Origin of the sequence: Oceaniserpentilla sp. 4NH20-0058, assembly GCF_040371755.1 — a bacterium.
Taxonomy (GTDB): Bacteria; Pseudomonadota; Gammaproteobacteria; order Pseudomonadales; family Oceanobacteraceae; genus Bermanella.
Map to the genome: position 1 here is coordinate 311173 of NZ_BAABWE010000001.1, position 12906 is coordinate 324078.

General features: G+C 41.4%; 12 protein-coding genes. All 12 read right to left on the reverse strand.

Translation table 11 applies throughout. The features are described from left to right. Positions 1-42 precede the first annotated feature (42 nt). On the reverse strand, positions 43-2010 hold the full coding sequence (locus ABWV45_RS01415; protein ID WP_353347930.1) for a transglutaminase TgpA family protein: 1968 nt from the start codon (positions 2008-2010) through the stop codon (positions 43-45). Continuing rightward, positions 2003-2971 (reverse strand): DUF58 domain-containing protein, encoded by a 969-nt coding sequence (locus ABWV45_RS01420; protein ID WP_353347932.1) that lies wholly within the window; start codon positions 2969-2971, stop codon positions 2003-2005. Before ABWV45_RS01420 ends, ABWV45_RS01415 begins: the two co-directional genes overlap by 8 nt. Beyond that, on the reverse strand, positions 2971-3885 hold the full coding sequence (locus tag ABWV45_RS01425) for an AAA family ATPase (protein WP_353347934.1): 915 nt from the start codon (positions 3883-3885) through the stop codon (positions 2971-2973). Before ABWV45_RS01425 ends, ABWV45_RS01420 begins: the two co-directional genes overlap by 1 nt. Positions 3886-3922: 37 nt before the next feature. Beyond that, a complete protein-coding gene (locus tag ABWV45_RS01430; protein ID WP_353347936.1) occupies positions 3923-5125 on the reverse strand; it encodes an O-succinylhomoserine sulfhydrylase in 1203 nt (400 codons plus the stop codon). A 10-nt stretch (positions 5126-5135) separates the two neighbouring features. Further along, positions 5136-6650, reverse strand: coding sequence for an amidophosphoribosyltransferase (gene purF / locus ABWV45_RS01435; protein WP_353347938.1), 1515 nt, complete (start codon positions 6648-6650; stop codon positions 5136-5138). Between the two features lie 22 nt (positions 6651-6672). Further along, positions 6673-7176 (reverse strand): CvpA family protein, encoded by a 504-nt coding sequence (locus ABWV45_RS01440; protein WP_353347940.1) that lies wholly within the window; start codon positions 7174-7176, stop codon positions 6673-6675. Positions 7177-7279: 103 nt separating this feature from the next. Then, the gene (locus ABWV45_RS01445) at positions 7280-7819 is read right to left on the reverse strand and encodes an SPOR domain-containing protein (RefSeq protein ID WP_353347942.1); all 540 of its coding nucleotides are present in this window, start codon (positions 7817-7819) and stop codon (positions 7280-7282) included. Positions 7820-7828: 9 nt separating this feature from the next. After that, positions 7829-9082, reverse strand: a complete 1254-nt coding sequence (folC, locus tag ABWV45_RS01450) for a bifunctional tetrahydrofolate synthase/dihydrofolate synthase (protein WP_353347944.1) — start codon at positions 9080-9082, stop codon at positions 7829-7831. Positions 9083-9152: 70 nt separating this feature from the next. Then, positions 9153-9956 carry a tryptophan synthase subunit alpha gene (trpA, locus tag ABWV45_RS01455; RefSeq protein WP_353347946.1) on the reverse strand — a complete coding sequence of 268 codons (804 nt, stop codon included), beginning with the start codon at positions 9954-9956 and terminating at the stop codon, positions 9153-9155. Between the two features lie 257 nt (positions 9957-10213). Then, the gene (gene trpB / locus ABWV45_RS01460) at positions 10214-11446 is read right to left on the reverse strand and encodes a tryptophan synthase subunit beta (protein ID WP_353347948.1); all 1233 of its coding nucleotides are present in this window, start codon (positions 11444-11446) and stop codon (positions 10214-10216) included. Next, positions 11430-12059 carry a phosphoribosylanthranilate isomerase gene (locus ABWV45_RS01465; protein WP_353347950.1) on the reverse strand — a complete coding sequence of 210 codons (630 nt, stop codon included), beginning with the start codon at positions 12057-12059 and terminating at the stop codon, positions 11430-11432. The genes trpB and ABWV45_RS01465 overlap by 17 nt, the downstream gene beginning before the upstream one ends. Then, the gene (gene truA, locus ABWV45_RS01470; protein ID WP_353347952.1) at positions 12056-12892 is read right to left on the reverse strand and encodes a tRNA pseudouridine(38-40) synthase TruA; all 837 of its coding nucleotides are present in this window, start codon (positions 12890-12892) and stop codon (positions 12056-12058) included. Before truA ends, ABWV45_RS01465 begins: the two co-directional genes overlap by 4 nt. Positions 12893-12906: the final 14 nt, after the last annotated feature.

The following is a 12906-nucleotide window of genomic DNA, read 5'->3' on the forward strand; positions in this document are numbered from 1 at the left end:
TATAACGCTAGGACTCATTTCAACCAATAAAGTTCGAAAACCTTATTTATTTGCCTGTTTTTGTATTTTTTTTAATTTAGATATAACGGCTTTAAACGTATGTTTACTTAAAACACCGTTACTAGAAGCATACAAAGATTCATTAACTTGAGACTTAAGCTCAACTAACTGTTCAGTTTGTTCAGGGTAGATATCAATTAGAATTTCAATTACCTGCCCAATCGTATGACTAGAAGTGACCTTTACATTGTGCTTAATAAGCCATTTTTGAAGCTGGTCTAATAAGCGCTCTTCGTACCTTACATGTATTTTAACTTGATCAAACCATACAAATAGAAACAAGCAAGCCAAAAGCAATAAAAATGAAAGCATCAAAATTAAAGACAATTCCGTAGATGTGCGATCCCCGATTATATTGGTTAAAATTGCCTGTTGCTTTTCACCTTTATAGCGGATCATCCAGTCATTCCAAAAGTAGTCAACAGCCTGAAACTGGCGCCTTAGTTCAACCAACCACTTAGATTGACTGGTAAAGCCTGTAAATCCACTTGGAACAGCTTGCTGTAAACCGTTCTGGACACGTTCAGGCGACACCCAAGCGGTAGGATCAACCCTATACCAACCTTTCCCCTCAATCCATACCTCAACCCAAGCATGAGCATCATATTGGTATATAGATAATGTATTAGATACAGGATTTTCTTCACCTCCCATATAACCAGCCACCACTCTACTTGGCACACCAGCAGCCCTTAACAAGAAAGCTAATGAGCCAGCATAATATGAGCAAAACCCGGATTTAGACTGAAAAAGGAAGTGATCAATTTGATTCGATCCATCGTACACTCCGGGTTGCAAGGTATACTCAAATTCATTGCCAGAAATATACGTTTCTATCAAACCAACTAATTTTAATGCATCACCATCAGCATGTTTGGAAAGCGCTTTAGAAAACTGGACGCTCTGCTCATTAACATTCTTAGGGAACTGAAGATACTGCTGCAATTCACGCTTAGTTAATGTCTTTTGATCAATCCAACTGCCTAGACGAGATGTAACACGATATTGAATTTGATTGTAAATTTTAAAGGTGCTTTGCAAACTAGCATCGTACTTTAGCTTTATGTACCGATCACTTATCTTTGGCACACCTAAGGAGAACAGCCACTTTTTCTCATGTGGTTCAAGTAATACATCATAACTTATCAACTGGTCATTATTTTGAGTGAAATCACCATCTATTAAATTTAAATTATTTGATCTATTCCATTCATTCCCATTAAAACTCGACAATGTAAATGCTCGCCAATAGCGTTCACTCATAGGTAAATCACCATCAACTAATTCCACACGAAATGCAAGCTCATTTGATCTTCCTAAACTTGCCATACTCCCGGGGGACATTGAATCACTTAACCCCACAACACCAGACTGCGTAGATATATTAAGTGTCCAGAGCGGGCCTAGCCTAGGCACAACAAAAAATAAAAACAAAGCAAGAGGAATAGACTTAACAAATAACAGTACGGCCGTTTTACTCGCCTGTTTACGATTTGCATTACCATATAGATGAATCATCACTTGTGCAGACAACGTAAACAACATCACCAATATGACTAACATAAAATCAAGGGGTGACTGACCAAACAAGAACAGCAAACCACACAAAAAGTAATTCAAAAATATCAGCAAGTAAGCATCACTTTGTTTTTCTACTTCTAATGGTTTTAACATGATCCCCGCTATTAACAATGACACCATACTTTCAATAGTTATTGTCGAGCCATAACTAATATAGATTCCTGTAAAGCCAATCACTACCAAGCCTGACTTCATAAATCTATTAGGTTTAATTAAACGGCCATTAAAGATTAAAGCTCGCCACACCAAAGCCCCTACTGAGAACAATAAAAGCCATATTGGCAGTCGGGAAGCATGCAACAACAAGGATGCAAATACCGATGAAAATAAAAACAACAATGTAGTCTGAGGCAAGAAATTATTAACCATTCAAACCACCTGGATACATTGCCAATGCATTGAGGCAGTTGTATTTGTGTTTCTTGCCAGAGCTAATAGCAATGACTTGATTAGGCAATCTCAATGAATACTCTGATTGCTGTAAATCAGCTTTTAAGATCCAACCGCATAATATTTGTAATCGTTGCTCTAAGTCATAACCATCCAGTGAATACCAATCCAATATGCGATCGTCACCTTTCACATCTTGGTATTCCTTCGTCAACAACTGCTGAGTCTTTGCATATTGTTTCCAAGCGACTTGTTTTAAGGAATCCCCTTTTTGGTATTTCCGCAACCCTTGGTATTCATCAACGCCTTTTATTTCAGTCAATTGCGCATCATCTTCGTAGCCATCACCTTTCATTCGGCGAAATGGTTTATCTAATGGTTTAGGGTAAACCACACCCTTATAATCCAACCTCAGCCATGTCCAACAGCTAATAAAACCTAATGGATAAACAGTAAAGAGTTTCATTCTTGGAGTGATTAGAGTTCCTCTTTTATTAGGCTTGAATGGTATATTCAAATGAGCTACTTCTTTAATTTCATCAATACTCAATAATGATTTAGCATTATATCCAGTAAGAATTCCGTATTTACTATTCTTACTTGGATTTATCAGAGTGATAGGTAAGTTTACCATTTCACCTAAAAATACAGGCTCTGTCGGTTTTGCTTTAATAATTAGAGAGGATAAGTTTTGATATGTAGCAATGATAGACGTAATAAAAACACTAATAAGTATGAAGCCTATCGTTAAAATAAGATTATTTTGATAATTAATACCAGTAACAAATATCAATATCAGCATAAGAAGAAACATCCACCCTACTTTATTAGGTAGGATAAATATTTTTTTTTGGGTTAACTGTATTTCACTAGAAGTAGGAAGGCGTCTATTTAACCAATTTTGATAAATTAAATTAAACTTATCTTTTAGTTCAAACATTATAAAACAGGCACGCTTCTTATAATGTCTGCACAAATATCCAAGCTCGGATCAACCAGAGCATCAGATAACCGGTGTTGAGCCGCATAACGAAATACAGCTTGAACATCATCAGGTAAAACGTGATCACGCCCTTCCAATAAAGCCCAAGCCTTTGCAGAGTTCAACAGCGCTAATGAAGCCCTTGGTGAAAGCCCATATCGTAATGCATCATGCTCTCTAGTTTTAGTAATCAGTCGTTGAACATAGTCCAACAATGCTGAGCTAGAAATAACAGCATTCACTTGATTCTGGTAATACTCTAGCTCATCTAAGCTAAGTAATTGTGTTAACTGATCGGATGAATTAGAGCGCCCCTCTAATAGAGCTCGCTCAGCCTGAGCATTTGGGTAACCTAACTCAATGCGGAACAAAAAACGATCTAGTTGTGACTCTGGTAAACTATACGTACCTGTTTGAGAAATAGGGTTTTGTGTTGCTATTACAAAAAATGGATTAGGTAGTGCATGGGTATGACCATCAATACTGACCTGACGCTCTTCCATCGCTTCCAATAATGCACTTTGTGTTTTTGGAGTGGCACGGTTAATTTCATCTGCAAGTACTACTTGAGAAAAAACAGGTCCAGGGTGAAAAACAAAACCGGTTTGCTGGGTACGTTCATCTTTTTGAAAAATACTCCCACCAACAATATCGGCAGGCAGCAAATCACTGGTAAATTGAATACGCTGATATTGAAGACCTAAAACATTCGCCAATGCATGACTTAAAGTGGTTTTCCCCATACCTGGGAGGTCTTCAATAAGAAGGTGGCCTTTAGCTAATAAACAACCCAAGGCCAGTTTTACTTGATGCTCTTTACCCAATACCACTTGATTAAGTGCATCTAAAACTGAAGTTAATTTTGCATCCATCTTATTATTCTACTCCTGCAAAATTGGGTGATCGTACTTACAAAAGGCTCAACCCAAAGGATAAATCCCTTTTAATGTCCGCTATATCTTCAAGACCACATGCAATACGGATTAATCCATCCGTGATACCTGCTTGCTCTCGCTCAGCTGGGTCGACTCGACAATGTGTTGTCGTTGCTGGGTGTGTAATGGTTGTTTTTGCATCACCCAAATTTGCCGTAATCGAAAACATACGAGTACTGTCAATTACAGACCACGCAGCTTCTTTTCCGCCTTCTACCTCAAAGGCAAGCACACCGCCAAAATCCCTTTGTTGAGATTTAGCTAACTCGTGCTGAGGATGCTCAGGTAAGCCCGCATAATGAACCGCTTTAACCGCTGGGTGTTGTTTCAACCATTCAGCTAAAGCTAATGCATTAGCGCTATGAGCTTTCATGCGTAACTGCAAAGTCTCTAAACCTTTAAGCATTACCCAAGCATTAAATGGGCTAAGGGTTGGACCAACAGAGCGTAATACACCAACCACTTCATCCATTAATTCTTTTCGACCTAACACCGCACCACCTAAGGTTCGGCCTTGTCCATCGATGAATTTAGTCGCACTGTGAATCACAACATCCACACCATATTGTAATGGGCGCTGCAACGCAGGTGTACAAAAGCAATTATCAACTGTCACTAAGATCTCATTTTGATGAGCAAGATCAACCAATGCCTTCAAGTCACCCACTTCATTCATTGGATTAGAAGGAGATTCTAGAAAAAACATTTTCGTATTTTCTTTTATTGCGCCCTTCCAAGCACTCGCATCACTTAATGGCACATAATCTACAGTGATACCTAATTTGCTAACGTATTTAGCAAACTGCACATTGGTTGAACCAAAAATACTGCGACTCGAAACAATATGATCACCGGGATTAAGCAACGCCAAGATAGCAGAAAAGATGGCCGACATTCCCGACGATGTTGCTACGCACTGCTCAGCCCCTTCAAGAGCCGCCAAGCGTTGCTCGAAGGCTCTAACAGTTGGATTAGTGTAGCGAGAATAAACATTACCTGCTTCATCACCAGCAAATACTGCCGCTGCTTCTTGTGCATTACCAAATACATAACTAGATGTTAAAAACATTGCCTCGCTATGTTCATGTTCATGGGTACGTTCATACCCAGAACGTACAGCAAGCGTTGCAAATTCTGCATCTTCTAATTGGGCGTTGTATCGTTTATTGTCGGCCACTAAATTGCCTCTACTCTACTTGATCGTCGTTATGCAAATCTATAATGCTGTTTTGCACTTTAATTTTTTTATTTGCATCGTTACGCATAGTTTGAAGGTTTTCAAGGTATGCGTCGTCAATATCACCGGTAATGTACTCTCCATTAAATACCGAGCAATCGAACTCATATTCTACATCAGTGCCTTCACAAGTAGCCTCTATTAGATCCTGTAAGTCTTGATAAATTAACCAATCAGCACCAATAGCTTGCTGTATTTCTTCAACTGTACGGTCATGGGCAATGAACTCTTCTTTTGCAGGCATATCGATACCGTATACATTAGGGTATCTAACCTCAGGAGCTGCACTAGCAAAATACACTTTGTTTGCACCTGCGTCTCTGGCCATTTCAATAATTTGCTCACAGGTGGTCCCGCGAACAATTGAATCGTCCACTAATAAAACATTTTTTCCACGAAACTCTAAATCTAGAGCATTAAGCTTTTGCTTTACCGACTTTTTGCGCTGTTGTTGTCCCGGCATAATAAAAGTACGACCGATGTATCGGTTTTTCATAAAGCCTTCACGGTATTTAACACCTAGTCGATTGGCAAGCTCAACGGCTGAACTTCGACTGGTATCTGGAATTGGAATAACCACATCAATATCATGATCAGGTCGTTCACGAAGGATTTTTTCGGCTAACCGAGCACCCATTTTTAAGCGGGCTTTATACACACTGATTTTATCGATAATTGAATCAGGGCGTGCAAAATATACATGTTCAAAAATACATGGATTTAATTGAGGATTTTCTGCACATTGTTGTGTATGTAAATTACCATCAACATCAATAAAAACGGCTTCCCCTGGCTCAATATCACGCACTAACTCAAAATCCAGTGCATCCAGCGCAACACTCTCTGAGGCAATCATGTATTCGTCGCCCTTTTCAGTTGTACGCTTACCAAATACCGCAGGCCTGATACCATTTGGATCACGAAAACCCACTACGCCATAGCCAGCTAGCATAGCAATAACGGCATAACCACCTTCGATACGTTTATGTACTCGTTTAACTGCATCAAATACATCTTGTGCAGTCGGCTTAAGTTGCTTTTGCTCTTGCAGCTCATGGGCAAAGATATTAAGTAATACTTCAGAATCACTATTGGTATTCACATGGCGTAGATCTTCACGATATACATCTTGAACCAATTGCTGAGTATTTGTCAGATTACCATTATGAGCCAGCACAATGCCGTAAGGACTATTCACATAAAACGGCTGTGCTTCCGCTGAGCTTGAGCTGCCCGCTGTTGGGTAACGAATATGGCCTATTCCCATATTCCCTACTAAACGCTGCATATGGCGTGTACGGAAGACATCTTTTACGAGGCCGTTATCTTTACGTAGATAAAAACGCCCCGAATCACATGTCACCATGCCAGCAGCATCTTGACCACGATGTTGTAAAACCGTCAGAGCATCATACAGCGCCTGATTCACATTGCTTTTAGCAACCAAACCAACAATGCCACACATGGCGTTACCTCTTTAAATACAATTACTCACCAGGTTGCCCCAGTGTTAGAAGGGTTTCAGCAGCGCCGGGCAAAATATCTTTTGACCAAGACACCATTAATTCAAAATGTGGAATAAATATTGACTCATTCCACCATGGATCAGAGCTTAAGGCTGTCATTTGAAGCCCATATATCGCAGCGGTGACTAAAATAAGCCCTCTCGCTGTCCCAAATACCACACCAAAAATCCGATCAGTTCCTGTCAAGCCAGTCACTTTGACTAACTCCCCCACCAAATTATTAATCATAGCTCCCACAATTAATGTAGCAGCAAATAAAATAGCAAAGGCAGCCCCGTATCGAGCTGAAGGGGTTTCTATCCATTGAACAAGCAGAACATCTAGGTGGCCACTAAAAATTCGGGCGATAATAAACGCAGCTATCCAACTAGACAAAGACAGCATCTCTTTCACGAATCCACGCTTAATACTCACTAAGGCAGAGACAAGGACTACAGCAAAGATTACCCAATCGATAATGAGCATATCAGCAACCGCAGCTATGTACTGATGTGTGGGACATGAAAACCAACGCCCTTGAGGAAAGGGCGCATTCTAACAAAGCCAAGAGTCCTCGCAAAGGGATTCATTACCCCTCAAACACAACAATTTGACCATTCAACTTAAACTCTTGCTTAATTTTGATCTGTTGTGCCTGCAATTGGTCTTTTTGTGTACTCGGACCCACAAATACACGAGTATATAAGCCATCTTTAGATTGTAACTCAAATGCTTTATATCCAGCCTTACGCAGGCTATCTCTAAGATCTAATGCGTTTTTTGGCTTAGCAAAGCTAGCCACTTGAATATGCCAAACCACTGCCTGCCCTGTTTTTTCAAGGATTGGCTTATTAAAATCATCAACCTTTATATTGGCCTTATCTATTTTCATATCAGACATGGGGATTTTTGCAGGCACCTGATTAGCCACCGACTGCGGATCTGGCGTGACAATATTTAATGATTTAGGCAATGGCATGTCCATTTTAGGGATATTTTCTTCCACCACCACGCTTTGCGATAAGTATGAGGCATCATCAGCACTTGGAGATAATTGTGGCAAGACGATAATTGCCAGTGCAGACAACACCCCAGCGCCGATTAACTTCCGCTTAACACCTTGCTCCATAACACTCCCCTAGTGTGAACTCAGCCAATCTTGTAATTGTGCAACAGTAAAAAATGAACCAAATACTACCACTGTATCATCCGGATTAACTATATCTATTAAGGCATCCAGCGCATCTCTAACCGATTGATGGCAATGTTCAACAACCATAGTCTTTGGTAATTTTTTCCTTAATTCCTCGGAGGTTTGTCCTCGATAACCAGATAATCCAGCCAAGTGCCATTCATCTATTTGCGTCATTTCTTTAACTACCAAAGGAGCATCTTTATCATGCAGCATAGCAAGAAGTGCAATTTTTCGACCCTTCGCCGGAGTACGGATTAAATACTGGTTTAACAACTGGGCCGCCTGTGGGTTATGCCCTACATCCATCACACCGTTGAATGGGTGCGTAAACACCTGTAAACGACCATCTAATTGAGCACTTAACAGCCCCTTTTTCACCTGATCATAAGTCAACTCCGGTTTCACTTGAACCATAAGCTGAATAGCCGTTGCGGCATTTTCAATAGGTAAACTTGGGTATGGCAAGCCTTCAAAAACCACAGGGCGATTTAAAGTATCAAGCCCTCTCCACGTCCATAGGTTATCTTTGCAATCAAAATCAAAGGCCTCACCTTTGACAAATAAATTGGCAGAAATGTCATTAGCATGCTCTATCAATAACTCAGGTGGTAAACGCTGACCGCAAACAGCTGCTTTATTGGCTCGAAAGACCCCTGCTTTTTCATAAGATATTTGATTTAAGTCGCTACCAAGCCAGTCTTGATGATCTAAGCCAATACTGGTTACCGCCGCACCGTCTGCATCCACAATATTAACCGCATCCAGCCGACCGCCAAGACCTATCTCTAGTACACAGGCATCTAGTTTTTGTTGTTTAAAAATATAAAGTGCAGATAATGTCCCCACTTCAAAATAGGTAAGGCTAATCTCCTGTCGAGCTATTTCAATAGCCTCAAAACTTTCAATAATTAATTCGTCACTAACTGGTTGCCCATTAATCCGAACACGTTCGTTATATACATGGAGGTGCGGGCTCATATAACTACCCACATTGAGACCTAAAGTTTTTAAGAACTCAGTACAAAATGTAACGGTGGAGCCTTTACCATTTGTTCCTGCTACCAGTAATACCAATGGTGTCGGCTTAAAAAGATCTAAACGCTGCGCAACAATGCGCACACGTTCTAACCCCATATCAATTTCAGTTGGATGATTGGACTCTAAATACGACAGCCATTGATCTAAGTTTTGCTTCATCTTTCCAACTACAAATCACAAAAAATATTTATATAAAAATGCCCTGAGAATACAGGGCATCACACGCGTATTAAGCATCCATAGCGTTACGCATTTCACTCATCAACGCAGCTAGTTGAGATTTAATAATCTCAGGTTCGTGTTCATTTTCTTCGATGCAACGCACCAAAGCACTACCTACAATTACAGCATCTGAAATAGCCGCGACCGCAGCCGCTGTCTTACCATCTTTAATACCAAAACCCACACCCAGAGGCAGTTGTGTTTTAGAGCGAATACGGTCTAAGTTTGCTTTTACATCATCCACATCCAATGCAGCTGAGCCAGTAACACCTTTCACAGACACATAATATAAATAGCCAGAACCATGCTCACATATTGTGGTAACACGTGCATCAGGTGTCGTTGGGGCCATTAAGAAAATCATTTTCAAATCATTCTCTTTCAAGAAACCGGCAAACTCTTCGGATTCTTCTGGTGGCATATCGACAACTAACACACCATCCAAGCCAACGTCTTTTGCAGATTTTGCAAAGACTTCATAACCCATGACTTCAATTGGATTCAGATACCCCATTAAAACAACGGGGGTTTTTGAATCAGTTTCACGAAAGGTTTTTACCATACCTAAAATGTCGGTAAGACTGGTATTGTGTGCAAGCGCCCTTTCGCAGGCTAATTGAATCACTGGGCCATCTGCCATTGGGTCGGAAAATGGTACGCCTAACTCAATTATATCTGCGCCGTTTTCTACTAACGTATGCATTAATTCAACGGTCAAAGAAGGCTTTGGGTCACCTCCTTCAATAAAAGGAATTAATGCTTTTTTTCCTGCCGCTTTTAAATCGGCAAAACACTGATCTACTCGATTCATTTTTTTATTCCTAGTCGGATGCCTGATGTCAGACGCCGGACGCTAATTTTAATTCTTTAAGATCGGCCACGGGGTGGCCTCGTACAATTTAAACTCTGGTTCAGTTCTGGTTATAAAAAACTCTACTGAACATGGAGCGTTAGCGAAGCCGTTAAGGCAAGACAAAAGATCGCGAAGGTGCGGATTTTATAATCCATAAATGACAAACCTGAGCGATCTTTTAACGCAGCATTAACAATGCAGCTAGCTCCAAGCAACTAGATTTCAATACCGTCAAGGCCTGCTACCGTATGAATATCTTTATCACCACGACCAGATAAATTTATTACCACAACTTTATCTTTATCCATGGTCGCAGCTAGTTTCATACCATAAGCCACTGCATGGCTCGACTCTAACGCAGGCATGATACCTTCAATTTCAGTTAACGTATGGAACGCATCCAACGCTTCTTTGTCAGTAGCCGCTACATAATTAACACGACCAATATCCTTTAAGTAAGAGTGCTCAGGTCCAACACCGGGATAATCTAAACCGGCGGATACTGAGTGAGTACCCATGATCTGACCATTTTCATCTTCCATTAAATAGGTGCGATTTCCGTGCAACACACCGGGCTTTCCTTTACATAGAGGTGCAGCATGATCATCACCATCCAAACCATGACCACCAGCTTCTACACCGTACATTTCAACCGATTCATCTTCGATGAATGGGTAAAACATCCCAATAGCATTAGAGCCACCACCAACACACGCAACCACTGCGTCAGGTAAACGCCCTTCATGTTCCATGCTTTGACGCTTAGTCTCTCGACCAATAATAGACTGGAAATCACGTACTAATTTTGGATACGGATGTGGCCCTGCCGCAGTACCAATGATGTAGAACGTATCATCAACATTGGTCACCCAGTGACGCATGGCTTCATTCATCGCATCTTTTAACGTAGCCGTACCTGACGTGACAGGTATTACTTCTGCCCCTAACAAACGCATACGATATACATTGAGTTTTTGGCGCTCAACGTCGGTTTTACCCATAAACACAGTACACTGCAAACCTAAACGGGCAGCGACGGTAGCCGTAGCAACACCATGCTGTCCAGCACCGGTTTCGGCAATCACTTTTGGCTTACCTGTGTATTTAGCCAATAGGGCTTGGCCAATTGTATTATTTACTTTATGGGCACCCGTATGATTTAAATCCTCACGCTTTAAATATATTTTTGCCCCGCCTGCTTTTTCGGTTAAGCGTTCTGCAAAATACAAAGGTGAAGGTCGACCTACATAGTGAGCAAGGTCTTTGTCATACTCTTCTTGGAATGCGGGATCTTTACTTAAACGCTCATAGAGTTCGGTTAAATCATCTAATGCTGACATTAGCGTTTCAGAAACAAAGCGGCCCCCATACTGACCAAAATGTCCGGTTTTAGTTGGAAGTTGCGTTACCGCTTTAAGATCAATCGCTGTCTTATCGGTTGTTGACACGATATACCTCACTTAAAAATGCATCTATTTTCGCAGGGTCTTTTATTCCCTTGGATTGCTCAACACCGCCACTAACATCCACAGCAAACGGCTGTACTTGTTCAATGGCTTGAGCAATATTATCAGGGGCTAACCCCCCTGCGAGTATTAAAGGTTTTGTTTGTGATTCTGGAATCAAGGACCAATCAAAGGTCTCACCGGTTCCTCCTGGCACACCAGGTTTGTAGCTATCTAGCAGTATGCCCAATGCGTCTGGGAACCGCAGGCTCGACGCCACCACATCCGACGCTTGCCGGACACGTTGGGCTTTGATGAAGGGGCGCTGGAATTGACTGCAAAAGTCATTTTCTTCGTCACCATGGAATTGAAGTAAGTCTATTCTAACGCTATTTAATACTTCTTGCACCTGATCGACAGTTGCATTCACAAATAACGCTACCACTGTTACAAAGGCCGGAACCGCTTGTGCAACAACCCTTGCTTGTTCTATACGCACATTCCTTGGACTTGGTTCATAAAATACTAAACCAATTGCATCTGCTCCTGCATCAACAGCCGTCAGAGCATCTTCCACCCGGGTAATACCACACACTTTAACGCGAGTTCTTTTCATTTTAATTCACCCTGAGTTGCCATTAATTCATAAAATGGAGGGCCGTTCTTATAGGAAGGTAAATCTGGATAATCTGGATACTCAACATCCACAAAATATAACCCCTCCCCCGGTGCTGTTACCCCTGCTTTTGTTCTATCTTTAGCGCTTAAAACTTGCTCGCACCATTCTACAGGTTTACTACCATGACCTATCGGTAACAATACACCTGCGATATTTCGTACCATGTGATACAAAAAGGCATTAGCGCATACCTCAAGCATGACCCAGTCACCCATACGCTTCACGCTAATGTCTTTCATAGTACGCCTAGCATGATTTGCCTGACAATCACGAGCCCTAAACGACGTGAAATCATGCTCGCCAAGTAACGCCTGAGCCGCCTCATGCATTTTTTCGGCATCTAGCGGTTTACGCCACCACGTCACTTGATCATGCATCAAACCCGGCTTCACCGGCTTATTCATAATGAAATAACGATAACGACGTGCAACCGCACTAAAACGTGCGTGAAAATCACTAGTAATAGGCTGAACCCAATTTACACAAATACCATCAGGCAGCTTGGTGTTGATACCCATTTTCCAGCCGCGGTCTGAACGAACAGCCGTCGAATCAAAGTGAATCACTTGTGCACTGGCATGTACTCCCGAGTCCGTTCGTCCTGCACACACAATACCTACCTCGTGATTAGCCACCTCAGAGATAGCAGCCTCTAAGGATTCTTGGATACTCACCCCTGGTTGGTGCTTTTGCTTTTGCCACCCATGAAAACGAGCGCCATTATACTCAACTCCTGCCGCCCAGCGTTGAATAGTTGGTTCTTCTATCATTACCACTACCTAAA